Origin of the sequence: Rothia sp. CCM 9416 (assembly GCF_048513535.1) — a bacterium.
Taxonomy (GTDB): Bacteria; Actinomycetota; Actinomycetes; order Actinomycetales; family Micrococcaceae; genus Rothia.
The window spans coordinates 12,072-36,217 of record NZ_JBLXXR010000021.1 but is presented as its reverse complement, the minus strand read 5'-3'; the positions used below and the strand labels follow the sequence as shown (position 1 = coordinate 36,217).

Annotated in this window: 20 protein-coding genes and 1 pseudogene; 6 read left to right on the top strand and 15 right to left on the bottom strand. The window is 50.0% G+C overall.

The window, feature by feature from the left end:
* Positions 1 to 1,114 precede the first annotated feature (1,114 nt).
* Together ACN080_RS08780 and ACN080_RS08775 are read right to left on the bottom strand one after the other, a co-directional pair.
* Complete coding sequence (locus ACN080_RS08780) at positions 1,115 to 1,777, bottom strand: recombinase family protein (RefSeq protein ID WP_419113573.1); 663 nt, start codon at positions 1,775 to 1,777, stop codon at positions 1,115 to 1,117.
* Positions 1,778 to 1,972: 195 nt separating this feature from the next.
* On the bottom strand, positions 1,973 to 2,566 hold the full coding sequence (locus ACN080_RS08775; protein ID WP_419113572.1) for a hypothetical protein: 594 nt from the start codon (positions 2,564 to 2,566) through the stop codon (positions 1,973 to 1,975).
* A 93-nt stretch (positions 2,567 to 2,659) separates the two neighbouring features.
* Between ACN080_RS08775 and ACN080_RS08770 the strand changes: the two genes are divergently transcribed.
* Positions 2,660 to 2,896 (top strand): helix-turn-helix domain-containing protein, encoded by a 237-nt coding sequence (locus tag ACN080_RS08770; protein ID WP_419113571.1) that lies wholly within the window; start codon positions 2,660 to 2,662, stop codon positions 2,894 to 2,896.
* A gap of 185 nt (positions 2,897 to 3,081) precedes the next feature.
* Here ACN080_RS08770 and ACN080_RS08765 read toward each other — a convergent pair whose 3' ends face one another.
* From ACN080_RS08765 to glf, 7 genes and pseudogenes are all read right to left on the bottom strand, one after another.
* Positions 3,082 to 4,461, bottom strand: a complete 1,380-nt coding sequence (locus ACN080_RS08765; protein WP_419113570.1) for a type II restriction enzyme — start codon at positions 4,459 to 4,461, stop codon at positions 3,082 to 3,084.
* Positions 4,442 to 5,278: a DNA adenine methylase gene (locus ACN080_RS08760; RefSeq protein ID WP_419113569.1), complete on the bottom strand. Its 837-nt coding sequence runs from the start codon at positions 5,276 to 5,278 to the stop codon at positions 4,442 to 4,444. The genes ACN080_RS08765 and ACN080_RS08760 overlap by 20 nt, the downstream gene beginning before the upstream one ends.
* Before the next feature lie 421 nt (positions 5,279 to 5,699).
* A pseudogene (locus tag ACN080_RS08755) lies at positions 5,700 to 6,125 on the bottom strand (ATPase, T2SS/T4P/T4SS family); the annotation flags it as partial.
* A gap of 510 nt (positions 6,126 to 6,635) precedes the next feature.
* Positions 6,636 to 7,412: an ABC transporter ATP-binding protein gene (locus ACN080_RS08750; protein WP_419113568.1), complete on the bottom strand. Its 777-nt coding sequence runs from the start codon at positions 7,410 to 7,412 to the stop codon at positions 6,636 to 6,638.
* A 5-nt stretch (positions 7,413 to 7,417) separates the two neighbouring features.
* Positions 7,418 to 8,299: an ABC transporter permease gene (locus ACN080_RS08745; RefSeq protein ID WP_419104283.1), complete on the bottom strand. Its 882-nt coding sequence runs from the start codon at positions 8,297 to 8,299 to the stop codon at positions 7,418 to 7,420.
* The gene (locus ACN080_RS08740) at positions 8,296 to 10,287 is read right to left on the bottom strand and encodes a glycosyltransferase (RefSeq protein ID WP_419104282.1); all 1,992 of its coding nucleotides are present in this window, start codon (positions 10,285 to 10,287) and stop codon (positions 8,296 to 8,298) included. The genes ACN080_RS08745 and ACN080_RS08740 overlap by 4 nt, the downstream gene beginning before the upstream one ends.
* A 6-nt stretch (positions 10,288 to 10,293) precedes the next feature.
* A complete protein-coding gene (gene glf / locus ACN080_RS08735; RefSeq protein ID WP_419104281.1) occupies positions 10,294 to 11,481 on the bottom strand; it encodes a UDP-galactopyranose mutase in 1,188 nt (395 codons plus the stop codon).
* A 730-nt stretch (positions 11,482 to 12,211) separates the two neighbouring features.
* On the opposite strand from glf, the gene ACN080_RS08730 reads away from it, so the two are divergent.
* The gene (locus tag ACN080_RS08730) at positions 12,212 to 15,469 is read left to right on the top strand and encodes an FtsK/SpoIIIE domain-containing protein (protein ID WP_419113567.1); all 3,258 of its coding nucleotides are present in this window, start codon (positions 12,212 to 12,214) and stop codon (positions 15,467 to 15,469) included.
* On the opposite strand, the gene ACN080_RS08725 is transcribed toward ACN080_RS08730, so the two are convergent.
* Positions 15,456 to 15,734: a hypothetical protein gene (locus ACN080_RS08725; protein WP_419113566.1), complete on the bottom strand. Its 279-nt coding sequence runs from the start codon at positions 15,732 to 15,734 to the stop codon at positions 15,456 to 15,458. The genes ACN080_RS08730 and ACN080_RS08725 overlap by 14 nt on opposite strands.
* Before the next feature lie 385 nt (positions 15,735 to 16,119).
* On the opposite strand from ACN080_RS08725, the gene ACN080_RS08720 reads away from it, so the two are divergent.
* Positions 16,120 to 16,368, top strand: coding sequence for a WhiB family transcriptional regulator (locus ACN080_RS08720; RefSeq protein ID WP_135013289.1), 249 nt, complete (start codon positions 16,120 to 16,122; stop codon positions 16,366 to 16,368).
* A gap of 68 nt (positions 16,369 to 16,436) precedes the next feature.
* Here ACN080_RS08720 and ACN080_RS08715 read toward each other — a convergent pair whose 3' ends face one another.
* Genes ACN080_RS08715 through ACN080_RS08705 form a run of 3 tightly spaced genes read right to left on the bottom strand, consistent with a single transcriptional unit; the run spans position 16,437 to position 20,029 of the window.
* Positions 16,437 to 17,978 (bottom strand): sensor histidine kinase, encoded by a 1,542-nt coding sequence (locus tag ACN080_RS08715; RefSeq protein ID WP_419113565.1) that lies wholly within the window; start codon positions 17,976 to 17,978, stop codon positions 16,437 to 16,439.
* A 30-nt stretch (positions 17,979 to 18,008) separates the two neighbouring features.
* Entirely contained in the window at positions 18,009 to 19,388 is a 1,380-nt protein-coding gene (locus tag ACN080_RS08710; protein ID WP_419113564.1) for an AAA family ATPase, read from the bottom strand.
* Positions 19,385 to 20,029, bottom strand: a complete 645-nt coding sequence (locus ACN080_RS08705) for an SAF domain-containing protein (protein ID WP_419100103.1) — start codon at positions 20,027 to 20,029, stop codon at positions 19,385 to 19,387. The genes ACN080_RS08710 and ACN080_RS08705 overlap by 4 nt, the downstream gene beginning before the upstream one ends.
* A 218-nt stretch (positions 20,030 to 20,247) precedes the next feature.
* Between ACN080_RS08705 and ACN080_RS08700 the strand changes: the two genes are divergently transcribed.
* On the top strand, positions 20,248 to 20,481 hold the full coding sequence (locus ACN080_RS08700; RefSeq protein WP_419100102.1) for a helix-turn-helix domain-containing protein: 234 nt from the start codon (positions 20,248 to 20,250) through the stop codon (positions 20,479 to 20,481).
* 16 nt (positions 20,482 to 20,497) lie between these two features.
* Here ACN080_RS08700 and ACN080_RS08695 read toward each other — a convergent pair whose 3' ends face one another.
* Positions 20,498 to 21,055 carry a hypothetical protein gene (locus ACN080_RS08695; RefSeq protein WP_419113563.1) on the bottom strand — a complete coding sequence of 186 codons (558 nt, stop codon included), beginning with the start codon at positions 21,053 to 21,055 and terminating at the stop codon, positions 20,498 to 20,500.
* Positions 21,056 to 21,196: 141 nt separating this feature from the next.
* Between ACN080_RS08695 and ACN080_RS08690 the strand changes: the two genes are divergently transcribed.
* Together ACN080_RS08690 and ACN080_RS08685 are read left to right on the top strand one after the other, a co-directional pair.
* Complete coding sequence (locus tag ACN080_RS08690) at positions 21,197 to 22,069, top strand: LysM peptidoglycan-binding domain-containing protein (protein WP_419113562.1); 873 nt, start codon at positions 21,197 to 21,199, stop codon at positions 22,067 to 22,069.
* Between the two features lie 22 nt (positions 22,070 to 22,091).
* The gene (locus tag ACN080_RS08685; protein ID WP_419100099.1) at positions 22,092 to 22,592 is read left to right on the top strand and encodes an Rv3235 family protein; all 501 of its coding nucleotides are present in this window, start codon (positions 22,092 to 22,094) and stop codon (positions 22,590 to 22,592) included.
* A gap of 68 nt (positions 22,593 to 22,660) precedes the next feature.
* Here the strand turns inward: ACN080_RS08685 and ACN080_RS08680 are convergent, their stop codons facing one another.
* A complete protein-coding gene (locus ACN080_RS08680) occupies positions 22,661 to 24,052 on the bottom strand; it encodes an RNA polymerase sigma factor (protein WP_419113561.1) in 1,392 nt (463 codons plus the stop codon).
* Between the last annotated feature and the right edge of the window lie 94 nt (positions 24,053 to 24,146).

Genomic DNA, 24,146 nt, shown 5'->3' with positions numbered 1-24,146 from the left:
CCAGCTGATAGCAAGGGTCGGCCCCGAGGCTGATGCAATCAGGGCGGGAAACAAATTCATTCATATATACACGCGACCAAAACCAGCCACAACAGACAGAACCCCACCACCACGAAAGCAAAAGAACCCCATCACACGAATTATTATCAAGCCTCTAGAGCACCAACTAACCACAGATAGAGCACCGCGATTAAAAACCCCATCACAAGCGTTATTACCTATCCGATAAAAGAACCAACCCAACCACAAACACAGCAAGAAGCCCATTACAGACAGCAGACAGAGAGCACACAAAACAATCACAGAGCACCAGTGAACAAAGAGAACCCATCACCCACCAAAGCAAGAAAACAAACCAGAGCAGAAACCCATCATGTACTCAAAGAACTCAAGCACCCACACACAATAACTAACCAAGAAAGCAACACCCACCCCCAGAGCGACAGCAGCCAAAGCCGGAACGTAAAGAACGGCGACTGAGTGGCAAACTAGCCTGGGTGAATCGGTACAGGGGCGGCAATGAGCAACCCTTACCTAGCGGGGGCAAGCGAGGGGGTCGGCAATGAGACCACCTGCTAGCCGGGGGCAAGCGAGGGGGTGGCAATGAACACTCCCCTGCTAGCGGAGTAGGAGAGGCTGGCAATGAAGCCTCTGCCACGGCCCCCTGTGGGCCGTGTGGCCGCTATAGGCACCGCACAAGTTGAGGCGGGTTAGTGAGTGAGGAACGAGCGAGCTACCCGGCGAAACTTTGCGCGTGCGCGGCCATGCCCTGCGGGCGCCCCCCCCCTGGACTGGTCAGGCTCCGGGAGAGTTGGAATGCAGGCGAAACTGTGCCTGTGGGCGGGAAAGGGGTAAACGAAAATCTAGTAAACCTGCACCCCTCAGCGGGAGGGGGTACAGACCCAAAAATGCCAAATCCAGCTATTTCAGGGTGTGCGCTACTTTTTCCCTAGAGGGGTGCGGGCAAAAGGGGCGCTGGTCACGGTGAAATCCAATCATTTCGGAAAAGCCGATGGTCAAGGCAATAAACGACCCAATAAACGCCCCTATACCCGCGTCTTACCCCAGATTTCCTCCACCAAAATTGAACCTAGTAACGACTTCAAAATAACCTCTATGAAATTCCATTTTCATAACTTTTAACAGATTCATTTTCTGAGTCTGTTTCAATTACGCCTATAACACGACCACCATCAGCAGACAAAATAGGCCTATAACCACTCTTTAGCTTATAAAACGTCTCATTAGAAATCTTCAATCTGTCCGTGACTTCACGCACCGAAAAACCCTCTAAAAGCATCCCATGCAAACGCCTAGCAGTGTCTGCCCCATACTTCTTAGGGCGACCACCCACACGCCCCAACTCAGCGGCTTTAGCCCTACCCATCTCAAGACGTTCCCTAATCTGCTCACGCTCCATTTCAGCAACCGCGCCAAGAACACCAAAAAGCATACGCCCCACCGCCGAACTGGTATCCACACCATCTTTCAGAGCGCGAACTGTAACATCTTTTGCTTGCATCTCTTCAAGTAGCTGAGTCATCTGAGCCAGGTTACGCCCTAGACGGGAAAGATACACAGTTATCAATTCGTCCCCCTCACGGAGACGGGTTTTTAAATCTTCAAGCCCAGGGCGCGAGGCTTTAGCCCCACTCATTACATCTTGAAAAATATTCTCTGGAGCAACACCAGACTTAATGAGCTGTTCTCGCTGATAGTCCAGACTGTAATTTTTCTCTTGCTTGGCTGTACTCACACGAATGTAACCAAATAACATTTTCAAACCTCCATTATTCCGGTAACTTATGTTTCCATTATCCCAATCTTGAAACAATTACCGCAACAAAGTAACCGCAATGAAAACATCAGAAAAAACGCACTAGAAAAACCAACATAAAATATTTCGGAAACCGTACAATTAGCGAAACAAAAAACGCTCCTCTCAAAGAAGAGAGGAGCGTTTTATTTACCCCTAAGATGAGCACCCATTAATGATGCAGGTGTCAGGAGCCTCCGAATCCTCAACCATAATCTGATTCATATCATTAAACTCATTCAGCGGGGTATATTCAAAGCCTTCATACTCAGACCCTTCCCTGTAGGTAAGCTCAAAAACTTCCCTACCCAGGTCGGGTTTATCCACCCAAGCAAGCCCCTGAGGGGTCTTCACTTGAATAAGGGACACATCATCACCAGTCGCTACATCAACCGCGCTAACTCCCCCGGTGTCCCCGCCCTCAGCAGGACGCTCGTAACACACAGGCCCCGACACAAACTCCGTAGCCTGAGCCTGGCGGTTTACCTCATCATGAATATAAACACGCGGACGGTCCTCGGCATCCGCATCAGGATTAGGGGTCAGAGCAGCCTGAGTCAAAATCCACAGCCCATCCTCATACTTCCAGCCCTTCAGGGGACAGTTCTCCTTCACCCAAGTCGCCGGGTCCATCTCAGCAGCTGGAGAAATCACACCTTCAGGAGCCGCCCCCTCCGAGGCCCCTCCCCCACAGCCGGTAAGAGCAACCCCAGCTACAGCGCACAGATTCAGAACATGAACAAGTTTCATAACAAACCAATCTCTTAAATATTTATGGCCTTTCTAGTCTAACTAGGCATATGTGCTCTGGGCATATATGAGCAGGGGCGACACGCTGGAGGCATGATTTATGACTTCGATGAAAAAGCGGAAACCAAGCTCTTCGGACAAAGACTCAAAAACCTACGCAAAAAGCGCGGAATCACTCAAGAAGAACTCGCACACACCACTGGTTTAGCTGTCTCCACCATCAGTAGGCTCGAAAGAGGCGCTTTTACAATTGGTGTCAACAAGCTCCCACTACTAGCAAGAGGCTTAGACATACCAGTAGCAGATTTCTATAGAGAACTCGGATATTAGAAAGCCCTCTCCCTGTGCAGGGGGAATACACCAGAAACCCTAGCTGGAGCTTTCTTTTCCTATCCGCCATTTCAAGGAAGAAGCCATAATGTGCAAAGAACTGCCTGTTTTTTGATATTGCAAAGACCCACTCCGAGCCATTCCATCAAAGGCGAAAACCCCTAAGTGGCAGGAGTCCCCACATACTACTCAGTTACCAAATTAGTAATCCAACGCACCCAAGATAAAACAGTAGCCGCACGGCGACTAATCGTAGTCGCCCCTAAAATTTCTCCCTTCGAGTCCCGCACACCGACAGCAGTCATAATAGACGCAACCCGCTCCTTAGAGGGCAGAACACCCAGCTTCAGAGAATCTAAGAACGTCTGTCTAAACACCTCATCAGCCAAGATAAGACCAGCAAATGCCAGCTTGCGTTCTTTCAACGAGTCCAAAGCCATAAGACGCTTGCCAAACGGAGTCAAAGAAATCACACCATCAGAAACCTCAAACACTCCAAGATACTCGCCAGCATCCCCATAATACTTAGCCTGACGAGGAACAAAACCATTCTCCTCAATCATCTCCTGCCTAGTAGAACTTCCCTGCCTAGCAATAAACTCACATGCATTTACCACACGCGAAAAAGTATCAGCCTGAGGAAAAGTTGCCTGTCCATAACCAGAAGGCACTTGAGGTGGATTATGAGCCAAATTGGTCAACTCAGCCATAGTAATAACGCCAGCATCCAAGGTGTACCTACGCCGATTCGCAAGACGAATACTCGTAAAATCCCTCGAATCCTCAAAAACATACTCGAAAAGATTAAAAACCCCATCCGAGAAAACCTGATACACATTACGAACAGGCTTCGTACTCATTACCTGTTCAAACCGGCGGAACGGGTAATACAGCTGTCGAGAATTAAAATCAGGGCTTAACTTGTTCTTAGCCTCAACAATCGCCAAGCAACCCTTACCCTCATAACCTCCATCAATCTCCATCTGAGAGCCAGCAATGGCCAAAGTTGGCAAACCACTAATATCAAGGTCAAAAGCGCCAGTCGTCATACGACCGCTCAAAGTATGCTCCAGCGACTCCTCACCCAAGAAATCCGCGAAGACACCACCAATATAAGCGGCATTCAACTGGATAGCCTCGCTGGTTAAACTCTGGTAGTCAATCGACTCAATATGAGAAGGAAAAGCCATCCTCTTCACCGGATGAGAATCTATATCAGTCGGAAACTTCGTAAAGGTGTCAAACTTGCCCACAACATACTCTTGAGTGGACAAAGGTAATATATTCAAACCATACTGCTCAAACAACCACGGCCTCTGCTGACCAAAATCATGCTTAGCAATCAAGCGGGGTTCCATGCCTGTATGGTCTTTTATCTGAGTTGGAGTAATCTTCACAAATCCCTGAGACCTCACAACGTCAAGAAGACTCAACTCTTTAAAAAGCTTCATCCAAGCCAAATGATAATAACTTGGCTTATAACCACACGGAGCCCCAAAATGCCCCTTAAGGTCATCTTCAAGAACCTCAAGCGCAATCTGGGCCTTAGACTTCACCCTTGCCATAATTTGTAACCAAAACTTCCTCTACAGCCCCACGCTTAGAACCAACAGAATTAATCGCACGTCGAGCCTCAACAATATGAACGTTGAAACCAGAATACAGGTCACGAATAAAGTCTGTGTTGCTATTCGACAACATAAAACGCACACCGCGCTCGTCAAGAGAAACACACAGCTCCATAAGCTCACGCTGAGACTCACGAGTAAACCCATCCGAACTGTAGGCAGTAAAAGTCGCCGTAGGGCTTACAGGGTCATAGGGCGGGTCAAAATACACAAAATCACCCGCCACAGCACTAAAAACAGCGTCCTTATAATCACTGTGCAAAATCTCAACACCTTGTAGGTATTCAGACACCGCGAACAAGTTAGCCTCGTCAAAGGATGGGTTCTTATATCGTCCAAAAGGCACATTCTGATAGCCTTGCGAGTTCACCCGATACATCCCATTGAACCCGGTCCGGTTCAAAAACCACATACGGGCTGCCCTCTGAAGCGGTGTAAGAGCCCAAAAAGCCACCTCATCACGGTCAAGCCCCCGCAACTCATAATAAAAATCAGGTTCGTTAGGATAAGAACGCGCCAGCTCAAGGAGTCCAGTAGGGTTATCTCTAGCAACCCGGTAAAGGTTCACTAGCTCATAGTTCAAATCACTAACAACAGCTGTTTCCGGCTGAGTAGCTAGCAGAACCGCTCCACCACCCACAAATGGCTCAAAATAAGTTCCTAAGTCGTTGGGCAGTCGCTTAGAAATCTCAGGCAAAAGCTGACGCTTACCACCAACCCACTTAACGATGGGGGCCAAAGGTGTAGAGCTCATTCAAGGTTCCTAGCGTGGAGCGGCATTCGTACAAAAATTCTAGTTTAGGGAAAAAGGAACCGATACGCTATCACCCCACACTAGGAAAAGAAGTTAGCGACAATCCTTACACCAGGATTGGGGGCGAACAGTATCGTTGCCCATGTTCCTCCAGCCAAAGTCAGAATACGGCTTTTCTTCACCGCAGTTCGGACAAGGTTTAGTCGGCTCACTTCCGTTGTAGCCAGTCGCATCAGAAACTACAGTAACCATATCTGTATCCATATCTACTTAGATAGTGTGTTTGGTTGAGTATCGCCCCACCACAACAACTTTACCCCCTGCGATGCATGTTCAGATGAACTCAACAAGACATATCCGCTCCCCAATAATTTCAGGGCAAAGACATTACATTTAACGTTATTGTTTACGGGTGTTTTGCAGTAGCCCCAGAGACCAGGACATTAAGGCCGCTAGCAACTGCCGCATCAAGAAACTTAGCAGCGTCAGGGCTCAAAGACCCCAGCTTAACCAGGTCAGTCAATCTAGTCGCCCGGGCAATAAATTTCCGGATGTTGATAGACCAGTGTTTTCTGGTGACATCAGGAATAGCAACATGCAAACGGGAGCCATCTGGTAAAGAGCTATCAACAAACGGAGTGCTAAGGTCTAGGCGGCGCCCAGAAGTTTTAAGCATCCGCTCAACCAAAGCCCTAATCTGTTCTTCGCTGAGGATCAACCCGGTGAGCTCCGATTCGCCGGCACGGGCTACAAAGACCTCAGTTGGTGAGTTAATCCAAATCTCCTCAATGGACGGATCATCAAGATACTGCTGAATTTCACCAAAACCGCAGACACGGTCAAACAGGGTATTAACAAGCTGGTCAGTTCCTTCAATCCGGGGAACCAGCCCACGCACCATCTGTTGCTCATAAGACCGCAGCGCCTTGTAGATAAGCTCTTTCGCTTCATTCTGCTGGGCTAGCGGGTCGATACTGCTCTTGCGGATTAGCTCACGCACATCAGACTCAATCAGACGCTCGGCTTCTGTGAGACCCATGAGCCATCACCTGCGCTTCCTTGCAACTCGTTGCTACGTTCATCAACAAGATACAGTTGATTAGTGTAAACAACCAAAGCATTTCTCAGCTCACCTGTGGATAACCCGCATCAGGCACAGTCCTAGGAAAGCAATTAAAATTTGTAAGAAGTAGCTGACTAGGCGATACTCGCGGTTCAGCTAGTCAGGCCTCCCGCCCGCGCCCTCCCTTGTGTGTGACGTAACATTTGGGCACACAATATGTTACTCACTAGTAACAACACAGAAAGGTGCCCGCAGGACATAGATCCTGCGGGCACCTTTACCAGGGCAATCGAGCTACTGGTTCTTGGCTCTCATGAACTCAATAGCCTGATCAATCGGGCCGTCAAACTCCTTAGTACCGTGATCCAGCACGACACCGCGCTCACAAATCTTAGCCACCAAATCAAGGTCATGGCTGACAACCACCAGGGTCTTACCCTCGGCACTGAGCTCCTTAATCTTGGCAATACACTTCTTCTGGAAAGGCTCATCACCCACCGCAAGAATCTCATCAACCAAGAAAATCTCAGGGTCCGTATGCACAGCCACAGCAAAAGCTAGGCGCAGATACATACCCGAAGAATAGAACTTCACCTCGGTATCAATAAAGTCACCAATCTCTGAGAAAGCAACAATCTGATCGAATTTCTCTTCAATCTCTTGCTTACTCATGCCCAGGATAGCTGCGTTCAGGTAGACGTTATCTCGCCCGGTCAGATCCGGGTGGAAACCAGCACCTACCTCAATCAGGCCAGCAATACGTCCCCCAGCCAAGATGCTACCCTCATCGGGGTGCATCACCCCAGAGATCAGCTTGAGCAGAGTCGACTTACCCGAACCGTTATAGCCCAGCAAAGCTATGCGCTCACCCTCACGGACCTCCAGCGAAACCCCGTTGAGAGCATTAAACTTCTCGTTGAGGTCCCCTTTGCGCCCCTTAATCAGCCAAATAAAGGCCTCCTTCATGGAGCGGGTATGCCTTAAGACAAAGCGCTTAACCAGCGAATCAACTCTAATGACAACGGGTGCGTCCGGAGCGACCGGTGGCAAATCAAATTTCCTTATATCCACATGAATCAGAGCTCCTGGGCAAAATTACCCTCGAGCTTACGGAAAAGCGTATCGCCAATCCACAGGGTAACCAGTGATATAAGAAGTGCTATAGGAACCCAGAAAGTCAGCAGGTGCGGGGGAATCTGGGAAGTTGGCAGTAGCGCGGCATCAGCCGATAAGGTGGGAATCCAGAAGGCGTAGTGGAACAACTCAACCGCGACGGTAAGTGGGTTCATCATATACACATTGATAACCCAAGGATAGAGAGTATCGCGGACCATCGTCCAGGAGTAAAGCACCGGTGAGAACCAGGTCGCCACCATCAGGAGCATATCCACAATATTCTCTGAGTCGCGGAAGAACACATTAGCAACACCAAAGATAAGACCCAGGCCAGCCGAGAACAGCATGATGATAGCGATTCCCACCAAGGCGGCACCAATCTGCTTAAGGTCAGGGCTCCAACCGGCAGACAAACAGGCAACAAGAAGTACCACAATTTGGGGTACGAAATGAATTAGCGCGACCCAAACCGTTGAAACTGAGAAGAGTTCACGCGGAAGGTAAATCTTCTTGATCAGCGCCCCGTTAACCACCATTGCTTTTGCCCCGTTACTAAACCCCTCCGAAAAGAAGTTGATGATAACCATACCGGAGAAGAGGTAAATGGCGTAGTGCTGCATACCGCGCTCAAGGCCCAGGAAAAGGCCCATGGCGACATAGAAAACACCGAACTGTACACCGGGTTTGATATATGACCACAGGATACCGAGAACGGAGCCACGGTAACGAACCTGAATCTCCTTATCAACCAGGAGTTTGAGCAGATAACGGTTATGGAAAACATCTCGTAGCCCTCTACCGCGCCCTGGGGGCAGTAGGGAAGTAGTCTTTACTGCGTTCATCGGGTCAGCTCAGACTCCGTATGCTTCTCAAAGGTCTTAGCCCAAGCTTCGTAAGAGGAAATATCTTTAGCCTTAGCACGATATATTTTGCTGAGCTCGTCCCAATTAGCATAAAGGGCGGCATGCAATTTAGTTGCCTCCAGCATTTTTTGTCGGAGCATCTCCGGGTCCCTCTTGTACCATGAAACTGCTGACCCATCCGCATTCGATACAATCGCGGAGTCATACTGCGATGTTCTCCACCAACGATTATCCTGATGCGCAATATGAACCTGAGGGCGCTCCCTCAGTTCAGCGTTTACAGGCACTACTGTCTGTCTAATTACCGTCTTAAGGGTCCAAGGCAACAAAGACCTGTAGCTAGGTGGGGCAAAGCCTCGACCCTTACGAGGTGGCCTGGTTTCCTGAGGCCGCGGTAAATCATCAATTTCTTTAACAAATTGTGTCTCGGAATATTTAGAAAGCATCTCCCTAATTTCCTTGATTCTTACATCAAGAATATCGTGAAGTTGTTCAGGACCTGCTAAGACATCCTGAAATGCCTTAATCCGCCCTTCCTGGGTCGAGTACTGCATAGATACAAGATGCCTAAAATCGGCAAAGACAGACTCTTTCAGAAGGCGCCCCCCCTTACGGTAGGGAGAATGCAACAGGGCAGCAATCAGTCTGTTACGCTCATGGAAATATGCTTGCCAACCGACTAGGTCGTCTTTATCAACCCATGAAACATGCCAAACTGCGGCACCTGGTAAAGAAACGGTGTTATAGCCAGCTTTCTTCGCACGGTAACCGTACTCTGCATCATCCCATTTAATAAATACAGGGAGCGAAAGGCCTATTTCCTTAATTACCTTCGTGGGTATTAAGCACATCCACCATGCATTGTAGTCAACATCAATACGGCGGTGGAGCCAGGGGGAATTTTTAAGGTTCTTATATGAAAAATTGAAACCAGGAACTAGCGAGTCGTGAGCAGGCTCCCAGAAAAAACGATAAGGATTAATCTTCTCACCATAAGTATGCAAAACAGTCCGGTTGTTAAGGTCAAACATATGACCTCCGACTAGAGTGGGATTCTTACAATAATCTCCAAATTTAATAGATCGGAGGATTGACTCCGGCTCGATTTTGACATCATCATCTAATAGCAGAACATAGTCGGATTCATTTTTAACCGCTTCGAACATCCCACGCGCGAATCCCCCTGAACCACCCAAGTTAGCCTGGTTGATGATTCGCAATTTACCTTGAAGTTTCGATGCTATTGATTCAAAGTCGGGGTGATCCTGAACTTTATCTGAGCCCTGATCTACTACCAGAACTTCCTTCAATACTTCCAAAACCTCAGGACTTTCGCCCAAAGATTTCAGATTTGATAGACAGTAACTGACTTTATTCATCGTTGTTATCTGAAGCGTAACTGTGCCAGCCTTTACCCGTTCGGTATCAGTAGTCCAACGAGCATAATTTAGCTGAACAGGAGTAGAAGAAGCAACGATCTCGAACCAGTACCACCCACCATCGCCAAAGGCATCTAAGGGTAGTTGTACAGACATAGTTGTCGCATCATGCAAGGGAAGCGACTTTACAGTTTGAACGTTTCCCCATGCATTAGATTTGTAGATAAACAGTACGCCATCGCCATCTGTAGAAAAATCTAAACATACATTTTTAATCTTTGTCCAGCGCTTCCAATAAGATGCTGGGAAAGCATTAAAATATGTAGCAAACGAGGTACGAGTATTTGGATTAATTTTAATCGAGTAGCGACTTGTCGGGTTACCTACTTCGCCGCTTTTGAAATCAATAGAAATATTTTCATGTGGAGATTTATTTTTCAGCTCTTGTTTAAAATCTGTTTCGCGCTGATAAAGAAAACTTGTATCAGCATCCGACTGAGCACCACCATAGTCTACATATAATGGTATTGTATCATTATTTTCGATTGTGGGGAAAACAACATTTAGCAAAGTTTCTTTAGTCATCATTACTCCTTAAGCCTCAATACCGCCGGAAACCATTTTTTCGCCCTTTTCAAAGTGAGGGCGTAGCTTATTATCAAACATCGAGAGAGCTGCGCCGATTGCCATGTGCATATCGAGGTACTTGTAGGTACCTAGGCGTCCGCCAAAGAGGACGTTCTGCTCGCCGCCAGCTAGTTCACGGTAACGCAGAAGCATATCACGGTCAGCGCTGGTATTAATCGGGTAGTAGGGTTCGTCGCCCTTTTCAGCGAAACGTGAGTATTCACGGTGGATGACGGTAGCTTCCTTGGTGTAATCACGCTCGGGGTGGAAGTGGCGGAATTCGTGGATACGGGTGTAGGGATAGGTTGCATCGGGGTAGTTCATCACAGAACAGCCCTGGAAGTCCTCAATATCGAGCACTTCTTCTTCGAGGTCAATAGTGCGCCAGGAGAGGTTGCCCTCTGCATAGTCAAAATAGCGGTCGACCGGGCCGGTATAGATAACGGGTACTTGGCCGAGTACCTTAGAACGTGAGTATTCGTGGCCTTCTTCAAAGAAGTCAGTATTGAGGTGCACCTCAATATTGGGGTGAGCTGCCATGCGCTCGAGCCAGGCGGTATAGCCGTCTACGGGCAGGCCCTCATACTTATCGTTGAAGTAACGGTTGTCGTAGTTATACCGCACCGGTAGACGGGAGATGATTGAGGCAGGAAGGTCAGCTGGGTCAGTCTGCCACTGTTTTGCAGTGTAGTGCTTGATGAATGCCTCGTAGAGGGGGCGACCAATCAGGGAGATGCCCTTATCGTTGAGGTTCTTGGGGTCAGTACCTGCTAGTTCGCCTGCCTGCTCCTGAATGAGGGCCTTAGCTTCTGCCGGCGAGTACGCTGCATTGAAGAACTGGTTGATAGTACCCAGGTTGATGGGCATGGGGTAGACGATACCCTTGTGGTTAGTGTAGACACGATGGGTGTAGTTAGTGAATCCAGTAAATCGGTTGACGTATTCCCATACGCGCTCGTTGGAGGTATGGAAAAGGTGGGCACCGTAGCGGTGAACCTCGATACCGGTACGTTCTTCGTTCTCGCTATAGGCGTTACCACCGATGTGGTGGCGCCGGTCTAGCAGGGCTACTTTAAGACCGAGTTCGGTTGCAGCTTGCTCTGCGATGGTCAGGCCGAAGAGACCCGAGCCTACGACTACAAGATCAGCGTTCACTTACATACTCCTTGTTAGGGGCTGCACCGTCTGGTGACGGTGGAACCGTGCTCTGCTACTACAGCGTAGAAGCTACTGGTCGTACCAACCCGATTATTGGGTAAATACAGTCACCTATAAAATTACCGGATAGCGGTCTGTCTCGCTCACAAACAGGCTGGGAAGTCTGTGTGATTATTCCCCATTCTCACCACATGTGCTGTGAGACTGTGATGGCTGGCTCCAAAAAAAATTTTTTATGCCACGGGGAGTCACAACAATTGATGCGGGTTGTTTCTCTGTTTTCTTTCCTTGTCATGCCACATAATCTGGTGTTTGATACGGAGCCATGGAGCTTTTATTACATGTTCAGCAACCTCAGGGAAACAGATACAGAGTTATCCGTTTGCACTGCGAGGGGGAGGTGACTGGCGAAGATTGCCGCAGAGGCCTTGCCTCCCTTTGGGGGAGCTCTCAACAAGCCACCTGGTTCATTGCGGGTAAAGATATACGTGATCTGGTCCCTGGCCAGCCGCCCTTGATCAACCGAGCTATACTGACAACAGCACCCCATGCAAATTTGAGCGAAGTTACCCCAGATGCTGAAGCTCCTCTATTTGAGCTTAGGGTTCTGCACGGCCCAGATTCACAAACAGCTTTCCCTCTCACACGCGGGAAGTGGCCAGTAGGTCGCCAGGCTCCGCTCCTGAGAATCCAAGATCCTGCGCTCTCCCCTATCGAGGGATATTTTTTGGTTCAAAGTACCGGTATCGTCTACCGAGCCGATCACCTTGAACAGAAAATAAACCCCGGAGAAGTGTTTCAGCTGGGCTCCAGCATCTGTTCGATAGACCCCTGGGATAAGCAACCCCTATTATTCCGGGACCCGGAGGCAGTCGAGTTAGATGTTCCTGCCCCCCGTTCCAAACTAGCCTTGGTCCTCATGGCTGTTCTGCCCATCGGAATAGGTTGCCTCATTGCTTGGTTCACAAAACTCTGGTTTATTCTACTGATGGCCTGCGGCTCTTCGCTCCTCATGGGGATTCATGCCTTGTCACAGGGGAAAGAGAGCGGCAAGTTTCGCCGGCTAGTTGCCGAAGCGGTCACCAATGAGCAGGCAGCTATCCAAAAGTTTCGTGGCGTCAGGTACCTAGCCCAAGGCTCAGGTATCGCCCTGGGCAGAGGAACCAGGAAAGCACGTATTCAAGGAAAACACCGGGATATAGATGCTGTTCCCCTCCTGTCGAGCACCCCCTGGCTATGTTCTGCACAACAGCTCAGTGATGTAGCGGGGTCGCTACCTACCGCAACCCAACGCTTGGCTCTATGTCAGCTGATCAAGACAGGCCTACCGATCTATGTTCTGATAAGAGGACAAGAAAACTCTGAATATCTCCGCTTGGTTGAGCCCTTAGTTACCTTTGAACACGTCCAGCTCATCGATTCGGATCAGCTGCCGGGTCTACAGAATGGTTTGCTTATCTGTTCGACTCCTGTTCCTGATACGTCTGACGGTCTTATGCAATTTGTTCTAACGCCCCAAGCTAGCACCCGAATCCTACAAGTGCCCGGCTGGGACAAGCTATTTTTGGACGGGATTTCTACTGAAACCTATACCTCACTTCTCTCCCAATCCACTGGTAGAACTACTGCCTCACGGGCCGCTCAGACAGCTGACTCCGCAACCTCAGAGATACCATTTTTTGCGCCCCCTGCCTGTCAAAGAAATCTGCCTGAGAGCTTTCCGACTCATGACCAAGATTTATCCATGTATGTTGGTCAAGACCTCGATACTCACCAAGATATTGCGCTAGGCCTTACAAGACATGGGCCTCATTTTCTCTGCGCTGGCACGACGGGATCGGGTAAGTCTCAGTTACTCCGTACTATGCTCTGGTCCTTAGCCCTTGGCAATAGCCCACGACGGTTGTCTTTAGTCTTGATAGATTTTAAAGGCGGTGCCGGTCTTGGGCCCCTCGCATATCTGCCCCACACCAGCCTTTTTATCTCAGATCTAGAAACAGCGACTCTCCAGCGGTCCCTCAAATACCTGAAAGCTGACCTCACAAAACGTGAGAAGCTTTTTCGTTCTCTTGGCGTGAGCTCATACGAGGACTACCAATCTTTACGCTTTGGGCAAAAGCAGTACCCAGAATTCCCGGAGGTCATGCTGTGTATTGATGAATTTCGAATGTTAGTGGACAGTTTCCCCGACATTATGAATGAAATAATGCGCATAGCCACCATCGGACGTTCCCTGGGTTATCACCTCATCTTGGCAACACAACGCCCTCAAGGCGCTATCTCACAGGACATCCGGACTAATATCTCAACGGTTCTTTGTCTCCGGGTGAATTCCAGTCAAGATTCTTACAACATTCTTGAGTCTAATGATGCTGCTACTTTGCCAGCCAGTAAGCCTGGCAGGGGCTTCATAAAAGATTCGGAAAATAGGCTCATCGCCTTCCAAGCACCGTTGCTGACCGGATTTTACAGCCCTGACAGTAGAGCGCACTGCTCAGCAAGTTTTGTGCTGGAAGAAAATAAGGGGGCATACACAGGAGCCTGTCCCATATCAGACCAAAACTTGAGTCAGTTCAATGCACAACTAGAGCAGGTCTATGGCTCTTCTGCCTATACACCGGTGCTTCCCGAACTTACCCCGACCACACCACCAGAAACCGATCACCAAAACCTTTTTGGTGTTGACCTGGGAACTTTCGAGATACCAGAGAGCAGTTACCAAGGCCGGTTCTGGTGGTCCTCAGAAGACGGCCCTCTCCTGATGGTGGGCAACCCCATTGATCGGGCTGAACACCTGAAAAGCACCTTGATCCAGGCGGCGGATAGAGGATACGCCATCGTCTGTTGCACTGCTTCTGAGCAAGGTGCGCAGGAGCTGCGTACAGCCCTTGGCTCATCTGAGGCAATCAGTATCTATTCGCTTCAAGATTTAGAGTTTATTCGGTTCATCTTGGCCGATATGGCCCAAAATTTCCCGCACAGAACCCTGCTCGTTATTGACGGGTTGGATAGCTTTCTTGAGAGTCTTATTCGTTACCCGCTCTCTGAATCTCATCTCCTTGAGATTCTGCAGCAGGCAGCACATCACCAGATTTTGACCTTGTGCACTTCTCTTGCTGTTCCTCGAGGAAAATGGCAAGCCCTCTTCCCCTACCTCGCTTTTACTCAATCTGCGGTAAAAAATGACCCTACCCGTTCCACCAGTAAAACATACAGCCTTCCAACCGCAGGGCAGTTTGCTCTTGAAGGGCCTCTTATTGAACAACACGGTGGTCCGAAGGTGGAAGCGGGGACGCTGTGCTGGTCACTGGCACCAAGTGGAAAGGAGAGGTTGGCTACTGTCGCTTTATCAACCGGGCTTTCCTCCCGCTGGAAACAGCTCCCAACTCTTTGCACTGTCGCGGATATAAGTCTCAAAACCGATAAGCCCAGAAAGAGGCTTGCGATAGGTCTGGATCGTTGGGGAAAAGTCGCCACTCTACCAGAGACGCGAGGAGGTTTCATGACTATTAGCGGTCCTCGGGGATCAGGGAAGACAACCTGCCTCAAGGCCCTCGCTACGCTCAACCGTAGCTACCCCATGGTGTATATCCCCGCTGGACCAAGCATCAAGGTCGACATTCTTAGGGAGACCATCGATAGATTCGAGGACTCCAAGAGACGCCCAGTACTGCTCATTGATGACATCGACAAGCTTAGCCACGATGTCCAGCATCTCATACTCTCACGAAAGGAAGATTTTGAGCTGGTACTCGTGGCCTACACGCCCTGGCCCCGATGGAGTAGTTCGCCCATCCTATCTGCCCTTAATGGCACTGCCACAGGCATCGTTTTACAACCCGAAATCGCTACAGACCTTAGCTTCTACCCTGGACATGACCTGCCTCTTGACCTCAAAACGATGGGAAAGGTGCCACCGGGTAGAGCCGTTATTATTGAGTACTCAGACTGCTACCCAGTCCAAGTTGCGTTTACCGAGGGGTAACAGTCACATAATCAACGGTGGATTTTGCGCATACCGCAAGAATAACCACACCGCTCAAGATAGCCGCCCCAGCCCCGATGAGTAGCTGACCGCCCAGAGCGGTTTGTATTCCGATGATAAAGGCAAACAGTTGCCAGACCAGGACGAGAGGTTGCCCGAATCTACGCCCCTGTAGGAGAGCATATGCCCCTACTGCCAGCGCTAAGGTAACCATTAGGTAGAAAGCGGCGATAACTAGCGTGGTTCCCCTACCTGCTGAATCCATAATTCCTAGCCCAGTCCTAGCAAGAAAATAGATCACCTGTCCCAACGATATTGCAAGGGTAATTTTCACGCTCAAAGGTGCACCGTGAAGAAGCTGTTTCATGCTGTGAGACTTTCATGGCTGATCTGGTAAGTACTATTTCTATCTAGGATAGGCGGGCAGGAGTGTTTACCCTCACGCCGCAACACCAGTTCAGAGCTCTCTGTGAGATTTACCTCAGCTCATCACTGTTATTTTCGCCAACAACCTCTTGTCTGACGGTCTATATCGTGGGAAAGTTATTGAGGTTCACGTTTGGCTCCTTAACCTAAGGAGCCAAATTTATTGTTTAGTAGCTGGTGGTTCAACCAGCATATTCCGGTACACCCTGTAGGAGAGCATGCTAATGGATTGGCGAAGCCGTGCTGCTTGTCTCGAGAAAGATCCCGAACTCTTTTTCCCAGTAGGAAATACCGGGCCCGCTCTACTTCAGATTGAAGAAGCCAAGAACGTCTGCCGCAGCTGCACTGTCATGGATACATGCTTGCAGTGGGCTATCGAGACTGGCCAGGATTCTGGTGTCTGGGGCGGTATGAGTGAAGACGAACGACGTGCCATGAAACGTCGTGCCGCCCGGGCCCGCAGGGCATCCTAGCGGTTCTGGCACCCAAGAAAACCTATCAGGGGAAGCCTTTGACGGCTTCCCCTGAATTTTTTGGCCCGCTAGGAGATGAGAGCGGTGATGGTCACCTGTGTCCCTCCCTCAGGTAGGCATGACCAGTGAATCGAACCGTTTAACTCACTAGATACCAGAGTCTTCACAATCTGTGTTCCCAGCCCCGTTGTGCTGGCCCCTTCTTCAAGTTCCCTAATCTTTGCGCCGCTGATACCTGCACCCGTATCTGCGACAGTTACAGTTAGCCGGTGCTCCTGGTTATCGCTGTAGTGATGCTGGCAGCGCAAAGTAACCGTTCCAGTTTCTCCAGCCAGCCCATGCTCGACGGCATTTGCTACTACTTCGTTGATAACCAAGGCAAGCGGAGTTGCGATCTGGCTCGGTAACCGCCCAAAGGGCCCTTTGACAAGTGTTTCTACCTGTTGTCCGGGGGATGCCAGCTCAGCGGCCAGCCGGAATTGACGACCAATGAGATCATCGAAGTCAACGTCTTGCGTAAGCCCCTGAGAGAGGGCTTCGTGTACGAGGGCAATAGTTGCCACGCGACGCATAGCCTGCTCCAGCCCCTCTTTGGCTTCTTGGCTGGTCATTCTACGAGCTTGGAGACGAAGCAATGCAGAGACGGTTTGGAGGTTATTTTTTACCCGATGATGTATCTCTCGAATAGTTGCATCCTTTGACATCATCTCTAGCTCACGGCTTCTTAGCTCGGTGACGTCTCGGCAGAGCAGAACCGCCCCATAACGTTCCTCTCCCAGCCGTGAAAAGCGCCGAAGGGGTATCGCCCTGAAACTGACATTTTTTCTGTGCGCTTTAATTTCAGCCCGCCAGGGCATTCGGCCGGTAAGAACCAGAGGCAAGGTTTCGTCTGCTTTTTCTCCTGCTGGTAAGAGCGAACGAGTAACCTCTAGAAGGCTTTTACCAATCATGTCGCCCGAGAATTGGAGTCTTTTGTATATCGAGAGGGCGTTAGGTGATGCGTAGCTTACCCTCCCGTCGGTATCAAGCATCATGAGCCCATCGCTGACTCGAGGGTTACCGTGTGCAGTACCGACCGGGGCTGAGAACTCCGGCCAGGCACCTCGCGACACCATCTGGAGTATATGGTGCGATACGTCACGATAGGCCCGCTCAGCTTTTTGGCGTTTGCGGGTACCCAGGCTTTCCCTGTGGACAGAGAGCAAAGCCACCGGGCGGTTATTTCTAATCAGTGGGATGAACTCAGTCTCAAGAACAATATCGGTCAGGTTGTTTTCATCGTTTAGCGTTTTGGGGGTCTGGCTATTCCAGCTCGCTATTGCCCGTTCACAAAGTGACTTGTGGAGGGACCTGCCTACCAGATCTGAATGAAAGACGGTATGCGTGGTGGATGGTCTGATTTGAGCGAGGCTAACAAAGCTTGCTTCAGATGGTAAAGACTGTGAGAGCGCGAAGAATCCTTCAATACTCTCAGAATCGGGGACCCACAGCATGAGGTCGCAGTAACCGGTATCAGCGATGATTTGCCACTCGTTTGTGAGCAGATGAAGCCACTCAATATCACCTGGCCCATAGGCACCACTCCGTTCAAGGGTTTCTGTCAATGACATGCTGTGTGGCCTCCTGGCTTGGGTCAAAGCCTACGAGCTGGAGCGCGAACGGCTTGGGAACCTAAAAGATAATCTCTTCTTTTCTACCACGTTCTGTGAGGAACCCCCATTTTCGTCAGGGGTAGGCCCTGGTTTAAGCCCCAGGCGTGCCCGTGTAATTGCTTGCAGGTTATGGAGCTCCTTGGCGAGCTGAGAAGTCGGGGCCACCTCAAGAATCGTTTTGCCGGAAAGACGGGCCTTATCGGCTGTGCCAGCATCCTCAGAAATCACAAGGTCGATAGGGTGTGCTGGCCCAAATCGCTGCCATGAATGGTCTAACGCTAGGCGCGCAGAAGGTCCTATGGCTTCTGAGCGAACACGGTTGAAGACGATAGAAATATCCTGAGGATTTTCTGGTTGAACAGTTTGGATGAGCTGGTCATAGGCCTTAATCAGTCGGGGTACACCCACAACATCTGCTAAGCCAACCAACACAATTCCGTCAGAGTCTTGAAGGCTTACTAGGCTTGCTTCGTTGCGTTGCGGAGCGATGGAATCGAATGAAAGCGCTTCGTCTTCTTCCAGGCAAAAGGCTGTATCGGCGATGACCAAGTCATACTTCTGCAAGAGGGTTTCGTAGACCTTAGCAAGGCTGGTTCTTCTAATTTCAGCCCACCGGTCTGCCCTGTTGATGCCGGTAACAATGTCGAAGTATGAATCTTTGTGGCGGACCGTTTGGACCAGTTCCTTGAGATGCCTTTCTTTAACGGGCCCTCTCTCTGCCTGGTGGCAAAGCTGAGCGAGACTGGAGTAGTCATCGGTGAGCCCTAATACTGCACCGGCTGAGGCACCGTAGGTATCGGCGTCCACAAGACAGGTCTTATAGCCAGCTTCTGCGTAGGCTGCTGCCAGATTTGTGGCAAGCATTGTTGTCCCTGGAGCACCGAGCGGGCCCCAAACGGTGAGAAGCTTCCCTGGCAGGCTCTCGCTACCCGCCTCTTCCCTTATCTGAGCCTGTGCCCCTGGTGCCTGGGTCAAGTCTCTGACTTGTTCAGGGGGGCAGTCAGCTTGTGGGGCCTCGGTTTCTTCCAGCAGGATTTTGACAGAACGCTCAATTGCTTCAACTATTTCTTGTGTATCTGCCAGAGAGTCAACGATAGTTACATTATCTAGGGAGGACGGTGCATGAGTATCTGCAACAATGCACACTGATAGTTCCATCTGATGCAATGAGCTGATCAGGGACTGGGTCATCTCATGAGCCTGGGTAACGACTAAGACAGCGCGAGCTATTCCACTTTGTGCAATGCCCAGCATCTCGCCCATATCATGAACGTGTCGCACTACACTGACGTGGCCTCGCTGGGATTCGATGGCTGAGATAAACCTGCCACCCTCATCCGCTACGACGATAATCGGAATCTGCATCATTGGCGACCGCTTTCATAGGCCGAAGGAACCAGGTTAATGACAGAACCATCGTTTGAGGCTCCCAGCACCTGCGAGAGATATTCGTTATTGACCCATACTTCGACGGCAGAGCGACCGGTGCCTCCGATAATTGATTCTTGGGCTGTGACAGAATGAATTTCAGCCCCCTCGACAATAGGTTCCGGATCACCAAAAGAGTTTGAGCCTTCTTCTTTGCGGGATACCCAGATATCAACTCTGTCGCCTGCAGAAAAGCCAGATACAGCGTACTGATCGAGCAAAAGGGTCACGAGTCGCCGCCCCTCACTGACTTCAGAGGAGACGGCATTGGGCGAAAGGATTTCACCGGCTTTCAGAGGGCGTGTGGCGACAAGCCCCTCAGCCAAATCTTGCTCAGCTGAAATATATTGAGGTGCGGCATCGCCCAACCGAACTTGAACGACTTGCACGTTCTCCCTACTAATCCGGTCTCCTATGCCCAAGTCTTTACTCACGGCATAGTAAGGTTCAGTCTGGTTGGTAGCACGGATAAGGCCTACTGTAGCTAGAATTGAAAGCACTATGATGAGCACACCAACAAGTAGCCGGGGATCTCTCAAGCCAGGTTTCTTAAAACGCGGAGCGGTCTGTTCATGAGCCATCTGGCCACCTCCGTCAGCTAGGTACGAAATCTATTGATGACAGTAGTTTTACTAATCAGAGGTATAAAACAAAGTTCAGAAGGGTTTTTACCTCAAAGTTACGCAGAAAATAAGATGTTTTCCACAGCCTTTGCTTTTCACCCCTAGATACCCCAAAATGCACTAAAATTTATCAAAGACATCATTCTGTTGGCACCTAGCGCAAAGGTTTCTCTTCCATGGCTCAGCAACGCTTTCTCACCCTGACCGATGTAGGCGAGATTCTCAACATCACCCCTAGTCAGACTCGCGCGCTGGTTCGCTCAGGGGAGCTTAAAGCAATTCAGATTGGTGGGCGAAACCAGTGGCGAGTTGAAAAATCAATGCTGGAAGAGTACATCAAGGAACGCTATGCCATGACGGAAGAGTCAATACGCTCCGGGCAACCGGCCCAGGAGGACCAGCTTCTCTAAAGCTTGCACTAAAGGGTTAGCTACCAGCAGCTACCCTCACCGCCGCAATTGATGTAAATGGAATAGTCCGCACAAACGAGACTTTCTTTCCTGATGCCTGAGCCCTTGTAGCAAAGAGCTCGCAGTAATCTGCCCCCACAGCTGAAATGTGCCCCTCCGTGGTCAGACCGGCAGATCCGTTGTGTATCACGATAACCTCACGATGCCCTTTAGCGAGAGCCCGCAAGGCTGAACCGATTGTTAGTTTTCGAGAAACCGATTCAGCCTCAACATAGGACTTATTATCGCCACCTTCCCACCAGACAATTTCCTGAGTGCGAATTATCAGATCACCTGTGTCGGTTGATAGCTGAATCCACCCCAATCCAAGCCCGATGAGTTGCCCTCGCCACGTATCTCCCGTGCTACCGTGCACAGACAGGGCAACCCCCAGCTGGGCAGCCAATCTATCTGCGCAGGTAACTTTTGAGCGCTCCATCATGCTCAGTTCACGCGCATCTGCCTCGTAGTCGCGCACTCTTTGTGCCTGTAGCTGCACTTCAAAGTCTCGTAATAAACGATCCAGGCTGTTCATGTACCGAGGATATCCCGAAGTCAGGTCATAACAGAAATATAGTGAAAAAATTTGCGAATACTCTTGCCTGAACATAAAACATCAGTAAGATAAATCATAATTCATCAAATGACATCAAATGACATGATTTGGGGTGTAGTGATGAGATCCTATGGTTTTCGCCATCTGCTGGCAGCGGCGGTACCTCTGCTCTCGATGACAGGGGCACTGACCGGTTCCTACCTGTTTTTCACATTTATAGAAGCGGCCGAGGTACCGGCAAAAGCAGTTACTGCAGAGACTTGGTCCCAGATATTCATGACCTTGATGAGCACTTTTGCCTGCGGCTTGATTGCTCTGTGGTGGTCTAGTAGCTATTTTCTCTACATTTACCGGCTCATACTTTTTAACTTGAGAATCAGCACTCGCGCCCCCTCCTTTCCTCGGTGGGCACCCTCAGCGCTTAAGGTACTCATCAGTGGCTCACTCAGCGTCAGCCTCATCGCTGGTCCCCAACAGGCGCAGGCTTTAACAGCCGATGATTCAAGCACCAGTATTAGCCAAACCGCTGAAACCACACCAGCTATTATCTACGCTGAAGGGCAGGACAATATTCCACCTATGCCAGAAGAATATGGGGAAGGCGCATACTCAGCATCTGAGCACGGCGCTACTTCACCATCGATAACACCGCTGTTTGCCTCTTCAACGCCCCCAAAGCCTGTGGCGGTTACCCTGGCCAGTAGTCACTCCAGGCAAACAATCTCACCGCTCTTCGGTGGATTGACATCGACCAGCCAGCAAACTGAGACCTCCCCACCAGAACAAAACGGCAAGGCAAATGCTGGCTCTAGCCACTACAGGGTCAAACCGGGTGACTCGCTATGGTCAATAGCAGAAAACCATATGCCAAAGACAGCAAGCGGAGCAGAAATTCTCCACTGCGTTCATGAGCTACAAGGCCTCAACAGCAATCTGATTCCAACCCTTGACTCATATATCTTCCCAGGCCAAGAGATAGTACTTCCCCGATAACCCTCAGCTAAGGAGTAAGACCATGAAAACAGCATTCCCAGATCGTGAAAGACCCCAATTCATTGTGCTTGAGGCCAGCGATTACGCAAAAAATTATGCTCACTACTTTGAGAAAGGTAGAGCCGCTACACCCTCTCAAGACCTTCCCTACATCAGTGAAGAAGAATCAGCCGTTGAACGATTAGGCGTTCGCATCGGCACAGCCTGTGTTGAAGTGTTCATGGGCAGGCGTCCGCTACACCATCTTTCACCGTGGATGACAGCAGGATGCTACCGAACCATCTCTCAGAATCTTTCCAGAATACAGCCTGCAATAGCTCAAAAGCTTAAGGACTACCCTCCCATCGAACCCCACCGCGCTCCAGCTTTGATCCGCCCCCGGAGAGTTATCGTCCAGAAAGTATCTCCACAGGCTTACGAGATTAGCCTCCTGGTAACCGATGGCTGCCGCACAAGAGCAGTTGCACTCAGGGCGGAACGGAAACGTGGACAATGGAAGATTAGTACCCTGCTCATTGCCTAATATATTTCCCCTATAACAAAAGCCCTGGTACTCCTTGGAGTGCCAGGGCTTTTCAGTAGGCCTGAGTGTTAGTCGAGGTAGTCCCGCAAAACCTGTGAACGGGAGGGGTGGCGGAGCTTGGACATGGTCTTAGACTCAATCTGGCGGATACGCTCACGTGTCACACCATAGACCTTGCCAATCTCATCAAGGGTTTTGGGCTGCCCATCAGTCATACCAAATCGCATAGCAACAACGCCAGCTTCGCGCTCTGACAGGGTATCAAGCACCGAGTGTAGCTGCTCTTGCAAGAGGGTAAAAGAAACAGCATCGGCGGGTACCACAGCTTCGGAGTCCTCAATGAGGTCACCAAATTCCGAGTCTCCGTCTTCACCCAGAGGGGTGTGAAGCGAGATAGGCTCACGGCCGTATTTCTGGACCTCGATGACTTTCTCGGGGGTCATATCTAGCTCAGTTGCAAGCTCTTCGGGGCTGGGCTCACGGCCCAGGTCCTGAAGCATCTGACGCTGAACACGGGCGAGCTTATTGATGACCTCGACCATGTGTACAGGGATTCGGATAGTACGTGCCTGGTCAGCCATAGCGCGAGTAATAGCCTGACGAATCCACCAGGTTGCGTAAGTCGAGAATTTAAAGCCCTTAGAGTAGTCAAACTTCTCTACCGCACGAATCAGGCCCAAGTTACCTTCCTGGATGAGGTCCAAGAAGAGCATGCCACGCCCGGTGTAGCGCTTAGCCAGCGAAACAACGAGACGGAGGTTAGCCTCAAGAAGATGGTTCTTGGCACGACATCCGTCGTGGATAACCCAGCGCAGTTCTTTCTTAAGCTGGGGGTCCATATCGGGGTTCTCTTTGAGCTTGTGCTCAGCGTAAAGACCAGCTTCAATACGCATGGCAAGATCAACTTCTTGCTCTGCATTGAGCAGAGCGACCTTACCGATCTGTTTAAGGTAGTCCTTGACCGGGTCAGCTGTAGCACCGGGTGTTACGACACGGATTGCCGGGGCATCGTCTTCGTCGTTGTTGGTCAGAACGAATCCGGACCCCTTAGCAGCAACTTCTTCCGCTACCTTTTTCTCTTCTTTAGTCACTGAATCGGTATCATCCTCGTCGTTCTCTTCGTCGAGGTCATCACCGAGGGCGACATCGTCAAGGGCAATATCATCATCCAAGACAAGGTCATCATCGTCAGCAGACTTCTTGCCCTTTTTTGTTGTTGCTTTTTTAGTTGCAGTTTTTTTGGGCTTTGCCGTGGTGGTAACAAGAACATCGTCCTCGTTATTTTCTACGGCCTCTGCTTGCTCATCAGCCTTTTTTGCCTTGGCGCGAGTAGAGGTTTTTTTAGCGGTGGCCTTGGTTGCAGCGGTTTCGCTGCTTGCTTTCTTGCGTGCGGCTGGTGACACAGAAAACCTTTCTGAGCTAGTTGACCGTAGCGAGTGTGATGCGGTGTTCGCGGTCAAAACACCTAAGACCCTGTCAAGTAGGTCCGGTAGATTTACAAAAATATCTCTAGCTTCAACAGAATGCCTTTGGATTTTATTCCAATATATTTTC

Coding starts and splice junctions, on each gene's coding strand:
- ACN080_RS08780 (WP_419113573.1), bottom strand. CDS start 1,777: ATGTTATTTGGTTACATTCGTGTGAGTACAGCCAAGCAAGAGAAAAAT.
- ACN080_RS08775 (WP_419113572.1), bottom strand. CDS start 2,566: ATGAAACTTGTTCATGTTCTGAATCTGTGCGCTGTAGCTGGGGTTGCT.
- ACN080_RS08770 (WP_419113571.1), top strand. CDS start 2,660: ATGATTTATGACTTCGATGAAAAAGCGGAAACCAAGCTCTTCGGACAA.
- ACN080_RS08765 (WP_419113570.1), bottom strand. CDS start 4,461: ATGGCAAGGGTGAAGTCTAAGGCCCAGATTGCGCTTGAGGTTCTTGAA.
- ACN080_RS08760 (WP_419113569.1), bottom strand. CDS start 5,278: ATGAGCTCTACACCTTTGGCCCCCATCGTTAAGTGGGTTGGTGGTAAG.
- ACN080_RS08745 (WP_419104283.1), bottom strand. CDS start 8,299: ATGAACGCAGTAAAGACTACTTCCCTACTGCCCCCAGGGCGCGGTAGA.
- ACN080_RS08740 (WP_419104282.1), bottom strand. CDS start 10,287: ATGATGACTAAAGAAACTTTGCTAAATGTTGTTTTCCCCACAATCGAA.
- ACN080_RS08725 (WP_419113566.1), bottom strand. CDS start 15,734: ATGGATTCAGCAGGTAGGGGAACCACGCTAGTTATCGCCGCTTTCTAC.
- ACN080_RS08720 (WP_135013289.1), top strand. CDS start 16,120: ATGGATTGGCGAAGCCGTGCTGCTTGTCTCGAGAAAGATCCCGAACTC.
- ACN080_RS08715 (WP_419113565.1), bottom strand. CDS start 17,978: ATGTCATTGACAGAAACCCTTGAACGGAGTGGTGCCTATGGGCCAGGT.
- ACN080_RS08710 (WP_419113564.1), bottom strand. CDS start 19,388: ATGATGCAGATTCCGATTATCGTCGTAGCGGATGAGGGTGGCAGGTTT.
- ACN080_RS08705 (WP_419100103.1), bottom strand. CDS start 20,029: ATGGCTCATGAACAGACCGCTCCGCGTTTTAAGAAACCTGGCTTGAGA.
- ACN080_RS08700 (WP_419100102.1), top strand. CDS start 20,248: ATGGCTCAGCAACGCTTTCTCACCCTGACCGATGTAGGCGAGATTCTC.
- ACN080_RS08695 (WP_419113563.1), bottom strand. CDS start 21,055: ATGAACAGCCTGGATCGTTTATTACGAGACTTTGAAGTGCAGCTACAG.
- ACN080_RS08690 (WP_419113562.1), top strand. CDS start 21,197: ATGAGATCCTATGGTTTTCGCCATCTGCTGGCAGCGGCGGTACCTCTG.
- ACN080_RS08685 (WP_419100099.1), top strand. CDS start 22,092: ATGAAAACAGCATTCCCAGATCGTGAAAGACCCCAATTCATTGTGCTT.